Raw genomic sequence first — 15,864 nt, 5'->3', positions numbered from 1 at the left:
CCATGACTGTTCAAGAAAATACAGCATTGTTGATCATTGACGTCATTAATAAGATGGATTTTGAAGGAGCTGAGCAGTTAATGCAACAAACGCTCCCTGTCCTCTCACCACTCACAAAATTAAAACGACATTGTAAACGTCAAAATATTCCCGTGATTTACGTCAATGACAATTTTGGTCTGTGGCAGGAAAATGTCAATCAAATCATTGATGAGTGCCGCGGGGGTCTTGGGGATGTACTCATCGAAGCACTGCATCCAGAAGAGGATGATTACTTCATCATCAAGCCCAAGCACTCAGGTTTTTTCGGTACTCAGCTCGATATTTTATTGAAGCATTTGGATGTCTCGCGTCTTATCATCACCGGTCTAACGACCGACATGTGTATCTTATTTACAGCAAATGACGCCTATATGCGGGAATATGCCATTCATGTCCCTGCAGACTGTACGGCAGCAGAAACCGCTGTCGCAAAAGATCATGCCTTAGAAATTCTCAGTTCGACATTATCACTGGATTGCTCCTCGAGTTCATGCTTGATGAATAAGGAGGAATAACCATGCTTCATTATTTTTCTGGAACGTATGAATCAGCACGCGAACGTTTCAATGAGACTGCACAGTGCATTCTTTCTCAGCATTATCCGAAGCTAACGCATGATTCACTGGAACAACAAGCGTCACTCTATTCCGATTGGTGGCACGGCCAGTCCGGTAATAATTCAACATTACTGATCTTAACCAGTGGATTACATGGAATCGAAGGGTACGCAGGGAGTGCCATGCAGCTCCAGTTTTTATCAGACCATATGAAACAGGTAAATACGGGAGAAGTCGATATTTTGCTGATCCATGGTATTAATGCATATGGGATGAAACATCATCGAAAAGAAACACAGCATAACCTCAATTTAAATCGAAACGCGATTCACGATTTTTCAAAGGCAGATTTACGCAATCCGGGTTTTGATGAGTTGCAATCTTTGTTTATAAAAAGGTCAGGTTCAGGACGGCGTCTGGATTACATACCGTTTACACTGCATGTATTATACGACTTGCTTCGTCTAGGTCCACACGCTTTTTTAAAGGCTGCGACACTTGGACAATTCAAGCATCCGACCGGATTCTATTATGGCGGACATACGCAAGACGCTTACTTCTCCGATGTGTTAAGTCGGCTCGTCGATACACTATCTGCTTACGAACATGTCGTGATGCTCGACTGCCATACGGGTTATGGACCAGCGGGTCAAGTCCAACTCGTCATGTCGTCGGAAGATCCACGACACGCTAGGGAGGTAGAAGTATACACACGTTATCCGATCGTCGATCAACCACGAGATCAACAGTTTTATGCAATTGAAGGAGAATGGTTAAACTATCTGTATGAAGAAACAAAAAAGCGACACATCGGTTTTTTAGGTTTAACATTAGAGTGTGGAACGCTTGGAAAGCATCCTTTTGCCCTACTCCGAACGTTAAAAGCAACGATCGATGAAAATCGTCTCTTTTTCAATCAAGCAGTTGCCCCTCGACGGATTAGAGAGCGATTCGATGCACTTTATATCCCTAAAAATAAACAGTGGCGACGGTCCATCTTGAACGAGACATCCTTCATCTTTAACAACATCACTGAATGGATCAATGATCCTAAAAGTCATTCTTTGATTAAACGTTCACTTCAACCTATCGAAAAATAAGGTAAAACAGGTTTGAAAGAAACTGATTAAGGTATATAACATGTGTAAATCGCATATGTTTAAAACTTAAAGGGGGTTCTTTTCATGTTTCGCCATCAAAAAGAATTACAATTCGAAGTCAAGGTTGATCGACCCGATCCAAAGCTTGCTCGGGCCGTGCAAGAGGTACTCGGTGGACAATTCGGTGAGATGACGGTCATGATGCAATATCTTTTCCAAGGCTTCAATTGCCGTGGTGAAGAAAAGTACAAGGATATGCTGATGGATATCGGGACGGAAGAAATCGGGCACGTTGAAATGCTGTGTTCCCTCATTTCTCAATTGCTCGACGGGGCGTCACCGGATGATCAGGCAGAAGCTGCCAAAGATCCAGCGACGGCAGCAATTCTCGGGGGTATGAATCCACAGCATCTTCTTGTCAGCGGTCTCGGTGGACTGCCATCGAACGCCAACGGCATTCCGTGGAACGGATCTTATATCGTCGCGAGCGGTAACTTGTTGGCAGACATGCGTTCGAATCTACATGCTGAATCACAAGGTCGTCTTCAGGTCGCTCGCCTCTATCATATGACGACGGATGAAGGCGTTCGTGCTACCTTCCGTAAGATGCTCGCTCGCGACCGGTATCATCAGTATCAATGGATGGCTGCGATCGAAGAACTGGAGACGAAAAATGGAGTTGTCGTGCCTGCTACTTTCGCACCGGAAGATGAGATGGAAGCGCAACCGCATGCTTATGAGTTCTGGGACCTATCGGAAGGCACAGCTTCAAAAGAAGGTCGCTGGGCTCAAGGGGAAGCGCAGGATGGAACCGGTGAATTCGTTCATCTAGAAAATCCTGCACCGCAAGGAAATATTCCGAACATGAAGGTACCGGCACACAAACTTCACCACGACCTAGCAGAAAAAACAGGAATGCAAAACGTCAAAGATACTGTCAAACGTATGTTACATGATAAGGAGTGAGATCGATGGCTAAATCACCACTCGCAATCCATGAAACACTCGAAATTCATTAGCCGTCCCAGTAAAAAAAGCGACGAGTTGATTGCGACAGACTTTTTGATTAGCAGCAAATCACTTGTCCGCGCTTATGCTGTTGCAATTACGGAAACGGCTTCTCCTGACGTTCGAAGAGTCTTAACTGAACAGCTGAACAAAGCCATTCAGACTCACGCAGCAATCGCCGGATACATGATCGATCATGAGATGTATCACGTGCATGACTTGAAAAAACAATTAAAACACGATCAAGAAAAACTAGAAGTCGCTAAAGGCTTACTATGACGTTCCCCCTTCCCTTCTGATTTTGAAATGGAAGGGGTTTTCTTTCAGAATTCGTGTAAGGAGCGATCAGTCTCATGATTGACATCAATCATATTCAAATCAAACAAAGTGGAGAAACTGTTTGTCTCACCTGGGAAGGGGCAAGTAACGTCCGTCTCTTATTAAATAGTAGACCGTGTTTCATTCAGAACTCGAATAGCTATCAAACGGAGACACTTCCTTTATTTGAGCCTTTGTCATTCGAACTGATCGATTCAGATTCGAAGACACGTATCGTCACCGCTCTTGTTTCAAGTACAGATGATTTGTTCTGGAACCGAAAAATGACTGTCCTGATCCAACAAGATCATGCTGTCCGACTGTTGTGGGGTGAAATCCCAGAGGTATCGCATTATACGGTATTTCAAGATGGGCATCGATTAGGTCAAACTGCGTCACCCGAATGGAAAGGAACGATTAACCCTGAACAATTTACACGTTTTGAAATCCGGGTGCTCCGTCCAATTTCAAGAAAATCGATGCCGTTCGCACGGATAATCGAGACGTTCGCCCGCGTTACGAATCAGATAAAACAGGAACAAGACCGTGAACGAGAATTTGAACAATTCGTGCTCTATTTTTCTTTGTACCCGCTATCCGCTTCACATAAGAAGGTTTCTTCTTACCGATTGCGTGTACTGACGTTCATTGCTCCTCCAATTCTCATGAACCCTAATCCGTTTTCTCCGCATCGTTATTTCGAAGGCGATGCGCGACAATATTCGCCTTTTTCAAAAGAGTATCGCACCTTTACAGAAGTCCTGACATTTGATGGTGAAACCACTCATCAACTATCAAAACAAGCAAACCCTACCCGATCTTTTGATGCTCGTCATCAGTTATATCGAGAAGATGTAGCGTCGACTCAGCGGGTCTATTTATCAGATCAATCAAAAGCACGATATACGCTCCACCACTCTGTCGGCAATCCGCTCGTCGTCTCACCTAATATCGACTACGAAATCAAGGTAGCGCATCATGCAAATCTTTGGCGTATCGCAGGAACACATCTCCAATCACCGCACCATGAAGTATATCTGGATGAAGGAGACGATTGTTTTGAAACAATCCACCAAGCCCATGATTTAGGTTTAAGTTTCCTCGGCAATCCGTTGCCAAGTTGTAACTGGTTGCATGTGACTAACTAATGAACAGAAGAAAACCGCGACCGATTCGTCGCGGTTTTTCATATTTAGTCGTGAAATCGAGCACGTGTCTCCGGAGACGGCAGTGCACACTGCTGCTTTTGTCCAAACCAACGATGACGATTGTTTGCAACGAAATCATAGACGCGATCCCGGAGTGAACGTGGAACAATGCGAAGCACTCTCAACAGACGCCATCCACCTCGTAAATGACGGGCAATCCGTAACGCAGCATCCGATTTGATATACGGTACACCTCGGTCAATTACAACGACACTGTCAATCGTTTCCGGGAGATGGTGGCGCTTTACGAGTTCTTGCCCTGTCTCCCCTTGTAACGATGCAAAATCATGGTACCCCTGGTCTCGTTTTAAGATGAACTGGACGCTCGCGTCACAGAGATTGCATTCTCCATCGAATAAGACGATTGCTTTCATGATTGATTCACCCTTCCCTACCTGTTTAACGAATGATTTTGTACACTTTTCCTTTACCACACTTTGGGTATAAACATGCAATTATTTAGTATGTTAAATCATGATAACGCTTTCTCTTCTTCTCTTCATTCCGTTATACTGATTCTGTAAACATTTGGTTTTTACAAATCCATCCACTTAAAAGGAGCATATATATGACAAAACGATCGATTGCCATCGTGACCGGTGCCAGTCAGACACGCGACATCGGAGCTGCAATCTGCCGCCAACTTGTCTCTTCCGGACATGACCTGGTCTTTACTTATTTTAAAGCAACAGCGGATTGGGCGGCTAGTTTTACAACCGAACTCGAAAATCAAGGTGCCCGAGTCCTTGCGATTGAACTTGATTTAAGTCAATCAGATGCTGCTGACGAGTTATTCGCACGCATAGAAGGTGTTGGAGCACCAAGCATCCTGATCAATAACGCTGCTCATTCGACAATGACAGATTGGCAAACGCTCGATGCAACAAGCCTCGACCAACACTATGCCGTTAATCTCCGGGCACCGCTATTACTCGCGACACGTTTTACAAAGCGATTTGCTGAAGCACATCTAACTTCCGGTCGTATCATCCAATTGACGTCCGGACAAGACCTCGGTCCAATGCCTGACGAGATTGCGTACGCTACGACGAAAGGTGCATTGTCAACATTTACGAAGACGTATGCGGCAGCCGTAGCACCGCTTGGTATCACCGTCAATGCCATCAATCCGGGTCCGACTGACTCGACTTGGATGGATGAAGCAACACGGATAGCGCTTAAACTTAGTTTTCCATTCGGTCGAATCGGTGTGCCGGAAGACGTTGCACGATTGATTCAATTCCTCGTTAGTCAAGACGGTGGCTGGGTGACCGGACAAGTCATTCATTCCGAAGGCGGATTCGAACGCTAAACGTGTAGCATGCAAAAACATCCCTCTGACGTCAAAATCAGAAGGATGTTTTTCATTATCGAAAGACCGGACCCATTTCCGTCAAAAAATCGTTCCAGGCGACTTGATGCAAGTCGCTATAGAGTTCTGGCATCTGGTCTCTTTCAAAAAAGGCAATGTCCAATGATTCATTGGAGTCGATCGTTAACTGTCCTCCATTGACTTGGCAAACAAAAAAATGAACGATTGGTTGGGCGACATCCCCATTCGGATAAATCTCTTCGTACTGCGAATAAACACCACTCAAACGTTCAATCGCGACATGAATTCCGGTCTCTTCGAAAATCTCACGCTTGGCTGCTTCGACAATCGACTCTCCGAGTTCCAGTGCGCCGCCGGGAAAGCCCCACGCTTGTTGCTCCCGCCGTTTTTGTAGAAGAATGCGTCCCTCTTCGTCGAAGACAATGCCACCTGCAAAGTTCAACATCACTTTTTCCTGACCGACCTTACTGCGGAGAAAACGTATATAGTCCATCTGTTGCCCCTTGAAGTTTGACTTGCTTCACCCAGACAATCAGTTGTTCGATCATCGCCTCCGTCACAGTATGATTCACACCCGGAAAAACACATAATTCAGTCGTTTGCGTCATACCTGCTTGAACTGCTGTTACGTGATAGTACTGCTGGATTGATAGTGGAATAATGTCATCAGCATCCCCGTGCAGGAGCAAACGTGGACGCTCATCCATCACATCGATCGGATCGATCTTCCATGGTACATCTGTTTCTTTGATAGCAGGTCGTCCGTCGCGCGTGCGGAATTGATGCTCCGCTTCAAGAAAGGCACCGCCCCCATTGATCGCAATGAGAGCTTTAATCGGCAAACGCGCCATGATTCCGTGGGCAATGAACCCACCCATCGAGGCGCCGATCGCGATCACATCTGAAACATGCCAGCCTGATTGTTCGATGATAGCTGTCGCTTCCTTGATCGATTGTTCAACGACCGTCCAAAAATAGGTCGTCGATACTTCTGGATCAAACGGATGATCAAACGGTTCACGTTGATCGTGTCGAATAAGTTCCGGGATAAAGACATCGAACCCTTCTTCAGATAATTGTCGTGCAAACTCTAGATAAGAAACAGCCGTACCGCCCCAACCATGGTAGAGTAAAATGGCTCCTGTTGGGTGAGAGGAGCGGACGCTATGGACATGAAAATCAAGCTTCATTTTTTAGCTTCTCCTGGTTCAAGCGGACGATCGTTCTCGCAAAGTCATCTTCCGGTAATCGTTGTCCGTTCTCGAGAAACGGTTTCCAGTACGGTCGAATCTTAAACAACGAGACCGTATCGCGATAAACTGTTCGACGGACGATTTGTTTCGTCGTCAACGGCAATCCGTTCTCGCTCTCGACCTGTATGCCACAGATCTGACCACCAACCGTTTTTCCATTCAACAGTTTTAATTGCGCGACTTCTCCTAGAAAACTGATCGTCGGTTGTGTCACGACGGCGTGAACGACTTCTGACTTCACACGTCGTAATACCGTTTTTTCGATGACGACGGAAAGTCCGAGATAGACAGCCTGGTTGATGATATACGCACCGATTCGTCGTTTTGTTGTTGAGTGCATGGATGATCCTCCTTATACGTTAAAATAGACGACAGCGCCGAGTGCACTGACAGCAATCAAATAAAAGACGATCGCGAGTCGTTTGTTTGCGGTAGAGATATCCTTTCGGACAAGGATTTTACTGTACCGAAACGTCAAGAATGCGAACACGAGCAAAGCCAAAATCAATAATGGTTCCATTCGACCTCCCCCTTCCCTTACTTATTCTACCTCATTTCTGGTTTCGAATTGTTATATTTTACAAGTAAAGTGGTATATGCTTGATCCATATGTCATCAATCCAACAATGAAATGAGGTTTACATGTTGAACACTACAACGATTTGCTGTCTTGTGGAGTCAAAGACACCTGGTTATCTTGTTCGGGAACTGCCGCCGCTTGGCATCCATGACGTCTACGTCCGCACTCTAGCCGGTGCCATTAGTATCGGTGCCGAACTTCCCCAATGGCTGGAACAAGACATGACCGAAACCAGCTATGACTATCCGCTCGAGACAGGATATGAAAGTTATGGCGAAGTGCTTGCAGTTGGTGACGCCGTCCAAATCGTCAAGCCCGGAGATCGGGTCGTCAGCTTCTATGGTCATCAAGATCAAGCGATCATTCCTGAATCGAAAGTCATCCCGGTTCCTGCTTATGTCTCACCACGTGAAGCCTTACTACTGATTCTGTCCTGTGACGCGGCAAAAGGCGTCCGAAAACTGACAATGACGCCCGATACAAGTGTCTTAGTTTCTGGAATGGGTACGATCGGTTTGTTGACGGTACATTACTTACGGCATTACGTTAACGTTCGCCAGATAGATATCATCGAGCCGCTCGCCTCCCGAGCTGAATTAGCACGTCAATTAGGTGCACGTGTCGTCACACCGGATTCAGACACGTATGACGTCGCCATCGAATGTTCCGGGCGTCAAGCGGCCTTTGCCGAACTTCAATCCGCTGTCCGTCCTCATGGTGCAATCTGCGTCTTATCGGACGGCAACCGTGAATCTTTGACGTTGACGCCCGCGTTTCACGCAAAGGAACTTCAGATCATTGCATCGAGTGACGGTTGGAACTACCGGCAGCACGCAGACTGGCTTTTTTCCAACGATCGTCACGCGACATTACCTGCTTTGTTCGAACACGAGACTTCGTTTTCGGAGCTCGCCAACTGCTTCGCTGCCTTAATGGCATCGACCGATCTCCCGATCAAAGTCTTCGTTGATTATGAGCAGACGAGCTGAACACCGTTCGGATCCGTGCCTGCTAGCGATACGTCGGAAAAGACTGCTTCTTGTAAGACGGTCTTCTCCCCGCGGACGGTTTGGATTTGCGGAACCGGTTGATCGAACAGTTTCGCTAAATCCGCCTCTAATCCTTCGAGCGGTGTCGTTAGAGTTAAACGCTCAAGTGTCGTTCCATCAGTATCCGCAATCGCATCTTCATGGACTTGCAGTTCGATCCGTAATCCGTATGGTGTCTGCAAGAACGTCCGACGCTCATTCGGTTGGACTGTAAACGAAAGTGTTTCTGCACGGTCAAGGATCATTTGTAAGTCACCAGGCTGTATCAAAAATCCGATGTGATCGAAGCGAACTATTTTTCCGAATCCGATCGTCGCATTGACCCCTCCCCGTTTCATTTCAATGATTCGGAATAAAATTTGATCCGTTCGAAAATCGTTCCATGTCAGAGGTAGATTAAACGAAGAAAATTCTCCATTTTTCTTCCCAATGCGCTGGGAAACGTGAAATCCGCGTGCTGTGTACCAAGCTTCTGTTTCCTCCAAATGTGGTGTCCAAATATGGTAGTGAAATAGCATTTACATACACTCCTTATACTTGTTCCAATCGTTCCATGTCATCACTACAACTTGGTTCGATTCATTTAAGTATTGTCTTAATAGCGGAAGATGCGCAGCACCGTACAAACAGACGATTCGCTCGGTCGTCTGGGCAAGTTGCAGTAGACGATCGGCAATCTTTTGATTACGGGCATGCCAGTAGCATTCGATCCAAATCCGCCCGTTTTCCAGCTGTTCGATTTGATCGTAGACCTTAGCGGACGCTGCAATCGTCTCTTCAGCGTGCAATCGATCGAGCCATTCGGAAAAGGATAACTGCTCCATCGCGTTCTCTAACTGTTCAGTCCGCTTCATCTCAGCAGTGACGATCGTCTCGAAAGCTTCCGGATGATGTGAACGGACTATTCCTAAATCCGGTACGCCTGGTACGATTTCGTTCCAATCGATTCCATGCAACTGTGCTAATCCTGCCATCCGGGCTAGGCGAAAGCCGATTTGTTGCCGTTCATTAGCGGTTAAATCACTCTCGTGTTGATAGGTGTCATATGTATGTTGCAGGTCACTTATGCGTTCAGGTGACGTTTCAAGAGCAACGCATGTCGGTTGAAATCTGTTTAATCGAACGACGACTTCCTTGATTTCCTGTTGCCGTCTCTCTGATGCGACATCAAAAATTACTGGACGAATCAGATCACCATTTGCCGGTCGATCAAGATGGAACATGCCTAACAGTAAAATCTGGGGCTTCATCTACATTCCTCCTTTTCCTGATTTTACCTTATTTTTTAACAAAAGATGCGACATTTATCTATGATCAATTTAGACGAATGATCTCAATTTACAATGACTATTTGATTTATTGTATTATCATGAATTAAAAGGTGAATAATTTAATATATGTTAAAATTAAACAAAAAAAGCGTGCAGGAGGTTCTCATGAAAAGAAGATTCGTCATTTTCTCAATCGGATTTCTGTTTGTTTTGATGGGATGCAGTCAGGCTGGTACAGAAGAAAAAGGAAGCTATGCAATGATCGTCATTGTGAACAATAAAGAATATAACGGAACAGAAGCTGAATTGGACGCATCTAAACAACAAGGAGAAAAAATTAGTACGATACTAAAGAAAACAAAAGCATACGAAATGCCCCAAGCGAACAGTCAATCGAATCTCTTTTCAGTCGGCTCCACCATCTATGCTGTTAATGGAACAGAAGATTTCATCATCGTAAAAGACAAAGAAAATAAAAAATGGCTTTTACAAAAGGTAAGGGATATCGAAAAAAATCTAAATCAATGAAGCACTTTAACACTTTTAACGTGGTACATCTTTAGAAATACTATCAGTGGAGATGTTTTTGACCGAGTCGACATTCTGAGACGATTGGTCCCCCTTCAGACGATGCATATTGATCAAAAACTTGCCCATGAAACACTTCTTCGATGACCTGGCGCTCTTCCGCGTCGATTCGTTCAGCCGTCGGGAAAATCGCAACCGGTTGACACGTCAAGCGGATCCCTTCTCGCTTCGCAAACCGGGCGAGCTCAATCATCGCTGACGGAAGACCATCGATTGTTTCTGGTTGAAAACGTTCGATGGCTTCAAGATACGCTGCCATCGTCCGTGGGGATAATCGTTTTACCGTGAATAAGAGTTGATTCGCCGCTCGATTCATCTGCCAGTAGACGTCCGTCTGTTGACGCTCGGGTACGAAATCCTGTGCCGTAAAGCTGATCCGTCGCATGCCACGGTAGACGTCGTGGGTCGCCTTAAAATAATCCAGATGGGCCATTCGAATTTGCATATCCGGTATCGTATATCGTACTTGCAGTGATGCGCCTGTTGTTCCGCCCGTTTTACCTATAATTGGCGCAACAATATCTGTTTGAATGTCCTCCATATGCGTTCGTAATATTTCTTTTGACAGTACAAGAATATGTTTTAGTTCGGATAGGTCCTTTAACGGTAGGATAATACCATGCAAAATGAAGAGCTGACGATAATAGGAACTGTGTTCAATGCAAAAGCGAAGGAAGTCATTTAAACGGTCAAGTTGTTCCGCTTTGACGTCGATCGTCGATTGTTCTCGTTCGAGGAGCATCCGAAACCGTTCTTGATAGACCGGTCCATAACGTTCGCGATGCAATTGATAGCCATAGAGGGTTGTGAAGAGGTGCTGGAGAAATAGAGGAGAGCGATTGTAGATTTGCTCTTTGATACCCATGTCATCACGTCCTTTCGCAAGGGAAGTAACGGTTTCGATGTCTCTACGATAGCCTATGTACCTGACAAGAATATGACAAATACAAGGGAACATGCATCCTGACAAATTGATATCACCTTGGACAGGTCCGACGATCTTCGCTCTACTATACTGAAAACAAGGAGGTGACAAGATGTGGCTCGAATCGATTCAACGCGTCATTGACTATATCGAAGATCATTTAGAAGACTCGCTTGATCTCAACGTTTTGACAAGCGTGGCTCAGATGCAGGCATATCCTTTACAACGAACGTTTTCCTTACTTGCGATGATGACCTTACCGGAATACATCAGAGGGCGACGTCTGACGTTTGCTGCGCAACAATTGACACAGACGGACGAAAAAATCATCGATCTCGCCTTACGTTTTGGTTATGAGACACCGGAAGCTTTCACAAAAGCTTTCAAACGTCAGCATGGTTGTTCCCCGACGTTGATGCGAAGCGAGCGACGTCCGATTCACGCCTATAACCGCCTGAGCATTCAGGTGACCTTGAAGGGACTGGAGCAAATGGATTATCAACTCATTGAACGACCGGCTTTACAGATTTCAGGATGGCGAAAACATTTTCCTACGCAAGATGGTGCCCAACAGCAACTGATTCCATTGTTTTGGAATGATGTGAATCATTCCGGTCAAGATGCTACCTTGTTCAAACAAAATGACGGTCAGATTGATGGTGTGATTGGCGTCTGCTCCAATTTCACCGAAGCATCGATGGATTATTGGATCGCGACGACGACAACGGAAGTCCTGCCTGGTCAGGAAACGATGACGATTCCGGCGAGTCTTTGGGCGACGTTCCCAGTTGTCGGTCCGATGCCGCACGCCATTCAAGAGATGTGGCACCGCATCTACCAAGAATGGCTTCCGTCACATGGTTATGAGCCGTTACCTCATGCAGAACTCGAAGTCTATTCGGCAGGCGACCCGTCTGCCGCCGATTATCAATCTGCCATCTGGATTCCGGTGCGTCCGCGCGACTGATGGTTTCAGGACATAAGAAAAGGCGAGATCATCGGTGATCTCACCTTTTCGTATGTCATACATACTGTTGCTTAATCAGTAGCGTCTTTCCACTGATTTCTTTCGGAATTTCTGGTACAGCGCGCATGACGACATTCAGTTGTCCTTCAAACAATCGATCCAGAACGAAAAAGAGTTTCTTCTCGTGTTCTTTTTCGAAGCACCGTTCATCTGGTACATACAATAACACAATCTCATCCCGCGTCTCTTGAATATATTGCACACGTTCGATACAGTTTGGGAACGCTCGAACGATTCCTGAGAGCTCCCCTTCAAAGACACGGTGTCCATTTCGTAACTGGATGAAACTTCGTCCTCGTCCGTCAATCGAAGCGATGATCGGACCTTGATGACCACAAGGACACGTTTCCTGGCTCAGCGTCATGCGATCTCCAACTCGATAGCGAACAAGTGGTGTGCCGTGCGTATCGAAGCTCGTCACGAGAATTTCGCCATCCTCATCGCGTTCAATGATTCCCATCTCATAATGTAAATGTTTTTTGCCATACGGACATTCCGCGACGATCGGAGCCCCTTCTGAAGACGCATACTGATCATAGATTGGCGCATGGAAAACATCCTCGACAAGTGCTCGCTCTTCTGCCGTCATCATCTCAGCCGTCGGAAAAATCGCTTTTGGACGAAATGTGCAAGTCAAACCATATTTTTTAGCGTATCGTGCAACTTCGATCATTCCTGAAGGCAAACCATCAATTGATTCCGGCTGAAACCGATTGAGTTGTTCAATATATGCAGCTGCGGTTTTCGGATTGATGTTTTTGATCGAGAACAACATTTGATTGATGACTTTATTTGTCCGCCAATAAACCGGTGCCTTTTGTTGAGGCGAGGCAAGCATTTGACCGGTAAAACTCGCACGGCGCATCCCTTGATCGACGCCATGTGTCCATTTGAAAAAGTCGAGATGCGCCATGCGGATTTGCATGTCTTCTTTCGTGTAATGGACTTGAATCGATTTGCCGGTCGTACCGCCCGTTTTCCCGAGAATCGGAGCATGGACGCGCGCATGGACATCCTCATTTTGTTGTCGTAAGATTTCTTTCGTCAAAGGAGGAATTTGTATTAGTTCGTCAATCGATCGTAGAGGGAGCTCTAACGCAAGAGAGGAAAACAATTCCTGATAATACGGACTATGCGTTTGGCAAAAAGAAAGGAAGTCGTTTAATCGATGCAACTGTTCCGCCCGTACGTCATTCGGTCGTCCTAACTTCTGCTTCAGTTCTTGTAGGCGTTGTTGATAGGCTGGACCATATCGTTCGTGGAACAGGCGACGTCCTTGTAAAGTCGTCAACAAGTTTTGGATGAAGATCGGTGAGTGAAAGTAGATCGATTCTTTGAGCTGCATGATGTCACTCCTTCCATAGATAAACCACCTTTTACTGATACTTTCATCTTATTTCCAGTCGTCGCCCACCTCAATTAGTTCTTCGTGAATAAACTTAGCTTTTATTTTCAGGACGATTTATTTTAATGAACTCTGATTCACGAACATCTTCTTATCGATTCTTGAACTTACAACTTTTCTTCCCTCACAAAAAAATCCGATCGACGAAGAGAAGTTCTTCATCAATCGGATTCATACTAGGGTCATTACGATTTCGCGACTTTTTGTAGCATCTGACACCCGTAAGCCCGTAATTTAATCGATTCGAGTACAAGCGACATCTGTTGTTCATCCAATCGTTCAATCAACTCGATGATCGTTATCGTCGTTCGCCCATTATATAATTGGACGATCAAGTGGATGATTGCTTCTAACGCTGGACTTGGATAGGGTTCTGCCAGAAATTCACGATCAAAAAACTCACCACTATCCGGAAAGAAATAATCCGAGAATCGTTCGAGCACTTGTGGCTGTCCTGTTGCGAGATACAGCATCGAGACCATCGCTGCATCTTTTCGTTGTTTCGGCTTTAAGCGTCTCCACAACAGATCGAATCGTCGTTCATGTTCCGCTTGCATGAATTGTATCGTCTGCATGGTTGAAGCCTCCTTTGTTTTTCATTCTTCCTGTTGATTCTTTTCCTTATATTTTTATTCCCTATTCCATCCAACTGAATCATCTCAGCGTATCCTTTTGCGATTGAACTGACACGATTGGGGGTACATTACAACAGATATAAGAGAGGAGTTTACATCCATGCCAACGCGCCTAGCTTTAGCCGGAGCTACCGGTTACATCGGTCACAATCTACTGAACGAACTGAAGAAAAAATATGACGTCATTGCCCTTTCTCGAAACGGCGATGATAAGGACAATGAGGAACGTGTCGAATGGCGATCGTGCGATCTCTTTTCTCTAGACGATACGATTGCTGGTATGAAAGGAGCGGACATCGCTGTCTACCTCGTTCATTCGATGATGCCTTCTGCTAAATTGACACAAGGATCGTTTGAAAACATGGACTTATTGTTAGCCGATAACTTTGCCCGTGCAGCAAAAGAAAATGGTATCCGACAAATCATTTACTTAAGTGGTATCATTCCTGAGGAAACAGAAAATCTATCGCGTCACTTAAAGAGCCGACTCGAGGTCGAACGCGTTCTTGGTGCTTATGGCACACCGGTGACGACGATCCGTGCCGCATTGATTGTCGGTCCAAAAGGCTCATCTTTCCCAATCTTATCGAAGCTCGTCAAACGCCTCCCCGTCATGGCACTCCCACGATGGACACGTAACAAGACACACCCCGTCGCTTTACCGGATGTCATTCATGCACTTGGTGAAAGTGTCGATCGCGATGATGTTAAAGACCGGGCAATCGATATCGGTGGACCGGAAGCGATGACCTATAAAGAGATGATCCTTCGAACTGCTGACATCATGGGAAAACGACAACCGACCATCGATATTCCTTTATTGACAGTTAAATTATCTCGACTTTGGGTGACGCTCGTGTCTGGAGAACCAAAAGAAACCGTCTATCCACTCGTTGAAAGCATGGTTCATGAGATGGTTGCAGATCCAGAAAAAATGGTTCCAGGGATCAGTGACGGAAAAATTACATTCGAACAATCGGTCCGTGATGCGCTAAAAGAGGAGGAAGAAAAAGAAGGTTCTTCTTCCTCGTCGTCTTCAACACCAGACGCCCTTGACGTTCGTTCAGTTCAACGTGTTCTTTTGCCGAAGGATCGCGATGCCGACTGGGCAGCTGACGATTACATGGATTGGTTATCTTCGTTTGCGCGTCCTTTCCTATCATCAACTATGAAAGATCAAGTCGTTGGAATAAACATTCCATTTTACGAACAACCCCTACTTGAATTGACGAAGGAACCGGTTCGTGATCGACAAATGGCGACATACCGGATTACCGGCGGACTGTTCGCAAAAGTCGAGGAAGATAGCCGGGGTCGGATTGAATTTCGGCAAATTCCCGGTACACAGGAATGTATCATTGCCATTCACGAATTCGTCCCTGCTTTACCGTGGATACTCTATAAGGTGACGCAGGCGAACGTTCACTTGCTCGTCATGTATCTCTTTAAATTACACTTATTGCGTCGAATTCATTCGACGGAACAAGAATCAACACACGCAGACGAAATCGTTCCGTCATCTTGATCCCGATTAAAACGATCCGCCTCTTCCTTGGCGGATCGTT

20 protein-coding genes are annotated in these 15,864 nt (G+C 45.6%); 10 read left to right on the top strand and 10 right to left on the bottom strand.

Annotated elements, in window-relative coordinates:
• Positions 1-2: 2 nt before the first annotated feature.
• The 5 genes from Q9R23_RS04600 to Q9R23_RS04580 all read left to right on the top strand — a co-directional run bounded on the left by Q9R23_RS04600 (position 3) and on the right by Q9R23_RS04580 (position 4,173).
• A complete protein-coding gene (locus Q9R23_RS04600) occupies positions 3-557 on the top strand; it encodes a cysteine hydrolase family protein (RefSeq protein ID WP_311246493.1) in 555 nt (184 codons plus the stop codon).
• Between the two features lie 2 nt (positions 558-559).
• Positions 560-1,699, top strand: coding sequence for a M14 family metallopeptidase (locus Q9R23_RS04595; protein WP_311246492.1), 1,140 nt, complete (start codon positions 560-562; stop codon positions 1,697-1,699).
• A gap of 84 nt (positions 1,700-1,783) precedes the next feature.
• The gene (locus tag Q9R23_RS04590) at positions 1,784-2,665 is read left to right on the top strand and encodes a manganese catalase (protein ID WP_058264888.1); all 882 of its coding nucleotides are present in this window, start codon (positions 1,784-1,786) and stop codon (positions 2,663-2,665) included.
• Between the two features lie 78 nt (positions 2,666-2,743).
• Complete coding sequence (locus Q9R23_RS04585; RefSeq protein WP_311246491.1) at positions 2,744-2,986, top strand: spore coat protein; 243 nt, start codon at positions 2,744-2,746, stop codon at positions 2,984-2,986.
• A gap of 74 nt (positions 2,987-3,060) precedes the next feature.
• Positions 3,061-4,173 (top strand): hypothetical protein, encoded by a 1,113-nt coding sequence (locus Q9R23_RS04580; protein ID WP_311246490.1) that lies wholly within the window; start codon positions 3,061-3,063, stop codon positions 4,171-4,173.
• A gap of 44 nt (positions 4,174-4,217) precedes the next feature.
• Here the strand turns inward: Q9R23_RS04580 and Q9R23_RS04575 are convergent, their stop codons facing one another.
• Positions 4,218-4,607 carry a thiol-disulfide oxidoreductase DCC family protein gene (locus Q9R23_RS04575; RefSeq protein WP_214854193.1) on the bottom strand — a complete coding sequence of 130 codons (390 nt, stop codon included), beginning with the start codon at positions 4,605-4,607 and terminating at the stop codon, positions 4,218-4,220.
• 188 nt (positions 4,608-4,795) lie between these two features.
• Between Q9R23_RS04575 and Q9R23_RS04570 the strand changes: the two genes are divergently transcribed.
• Positions 4,796-5,545 (top strand): SDR family oxidoreductase, encoded by a 750-nt coding sequence (locus Q9R23_RS04570; RefSeq protein ID WP_311246555.1) that lies wholly within the window; start codon positions 4,796-4,798, stop codon positions 5,543-5,545.
• Between the two features lie 55 nt (positions 5,546-5,600).
• Here Q9R23_RS04570 and Q9R23_RS04565 read toward each other — a convergent pair whose 3' ends face one another.
• Genes Q9R23_RS04565 through Q9R23_RS04550 form a run of 4 tightly spaced genes read right to left on the bottom strand, consistent with a single transcriptional unit; the run spans position 5,601 to position 7,339 of the window.
• Positions 5,601-6,059: an NUDIX hydrolase gene (locus Q9R23_RS04565; RefSeq protein WP_056061840.1), complete on the bottom strand. Its 459-nt coding sequence runs from the start codon at positions 6,057-6,059 to the stop codon at positions 5,601-5,603.
• A complete protein-coding gene (locus Q9R23_RS04560) occupies positions 6,031-6,756 on the bottom strand; it encodes an alpha/beta fold hydrolase (protein ID WP_214854195.1) in 726 nt (241 codons plus the stop codon). The genes Q9R23_RS04565 and Q9R23_RS04560 overlap by 29 nt, the downstream gene beginning before the upstream one ends.
• Positions 6,746-7,159, bottom strand: a complete 414-nt coding sequence (locus Q9R23_RS04555; protein ID WP_214854197.1) for an RDD family protein — start codon at positions 7,157-7,159, stop codon at positions 6,746-6,748. The genes Q9R23_RS04560 and Q9R23_RS04555 overlap by 11 nt, the downstream gene beginning before the upstream one ends.
• A gap of 12 nt (positions 7,160-7,171) precedes the next feature.
• Positions 7,172-7,339, bottom strand: coding sequence for a hypothetical protein (locus Q9R23_RS04550; RefSeq protein WP_156358986.1), 168 nt, complete (start codon positions 7,337-7,339; stop codon positions 7,172-7,174).
• A gap of 122 nt (positions 7,340-7,461) precedes the next feature.
• Between Q9R23_RS04550 and Q9R23_RS04545 the strand changes: the two genes are divergently transcribed.
• Positions 7,462-8,388, top strand: a complete 927-nt coding sequence (locus tag Q9R23_RS04545) for a zinc-dependent alcohol dehydrogenase (RefSeq protein WP_311246489.1) — start codon at positions 7,462-7,464, stop codon at positions 8,386-8,388.
• Here Q9R23_RS04545 and Q9R23_RS04540 read toward each other — a convergent pair.
• Positions 8,370-8,966 (bottom strand): hypothetical protein, encoded by a 597-nt coding sequence (locus Q9R23_RS04540; protein ID WP_311246488.1) that lies wholly within the window; start codon positions 8,964-8,966, stop codon positions 8,370-8,372. The two genes, Q9R23_RS04545 and Q9R23_RS04540, sit on opposite strands and share 19 nt — an antisense overlap.
• On the bottom strand, positions 8,967-9,698 hold the full coding sequence (locus tag Q9R23_RS04535; protein ID WP_311246487.1) for a DUF5694 domain-containing protein: 732 nt from the start codon (positions 9,696-9,698) through the stop codon (positions 8,967-8,969).
• A gap of 186 nt (positions 9,699-9,884) precedes the next feature.
• Between Q9R23_RS04535 and Q9R23_RS04530 the strand changes: the two genes are divergently transcribed.
• Positions 9,885-10,247 (top strand): hypothetical protein, encoded by a 363-nt coding sequence (locus Q9R23_RS04530; RefSeq protein WP_311246486.1) that lies wholly within the window; start codon positions 9,885-9,887, stop codon positions 10,245-10,247.
• Positions 10,248-10,290: 43 nt separating this feature from the next.
• Here Q9R23_RS04530 and Q9R23_RS04525 read toward each other — a convergent pair whose 3' ends face one another.
• Positions 10,291-11,172, bottom strand: coding sequence for a phenylacetate--CoA ligase family protein (locus Q9R23_RS04525; protein WP_311246485.1), 882 nt, complete (start codon positions 11,170-11,172; stop codon positions 10,291-10,293).
• Positions 11,173-11,344: 172 nt separating this feature from the next.
• On the opposite strand from Q9R23_RS04525, the gene Q9R23_RS04520 reads away from it, so the two are divergent.
• Positions 11,345-12,199 carry an effector binding domain-containing protein gene (locus tag Q9R23_RS04520; protein WP_311246484.1) on the top strand — a complete coding sequence of 285 codons (855 nt, stop codon included), beginning with the start codon at positions 11,345-11,347 and terminating at the stop codon, positions 12,197-12,199.
• 55 nt (positions 12,200-12,254) lie between these two features.
• Here the strand turns inward: Q9R23_RS04520 and Q9R23_RS04515 are convergent, their stop codons facing one another.
• Together Q9R23_RS04515 and Q9R23_RS04510 are read right to left on the bottom strand one after the other, a co-directional pair.
• Positions 12,255-13,604, bottom strand: a complete 1,350-nt coding sequence (locus Q9R23_RS04515; protein ID WP_311246483.1) for a phenylacetate--CoA ligase family protein — start codon at positions 13,602-13,604, stop codon at positions 12,255-12,257.
• Between the two features lie 245 nt (positions 13,605-13,849).
• Positions 13,850-14,239, bottom strand: a complete 390-nt coding sequence (locus tag Q9R23_RS04510) for a hypothetical protein (protein ID WP_311246482.1) — start codon at positions 14,237-14,239, stop codon at positions 13,850-13,852.
• Between the two features lie 160 nt (positions 14,240-14,399).
• Here Q9R23_RS04510 and Q9R23_RS04505 point away from each other — a divergent pair, with 160 nt between their 5' ends.
• Positions 14,400-15,824 carry an NAD(P)H-binding protein gene (locus Q9R23_RS04505; protein ID WP_311246481.1) on the top strand — a complete coding sequence of 475 codons (1,425 nt, stop codon included), beginning with the start codon at positions 14,400-14,402 and terminating at the stop codon, positions 15,822-15,824.
• Positions 15,825-15,864 lie beyond the last annotated feature (40 nt).

This window comes from Exiguobacterium sp. BRG2, from assembly GCF_031844245.1.
Classification (GTDB): Bacteria; Bacillota; Bacilli; order Exiguobacteriales; family Exiguobacteriaceae; genus Exiguobacterium_A.
Note: the sequence above shows the minus strand (reverse complement) of the source record. Positions and strands in the feature narration are given on the sequence as shown.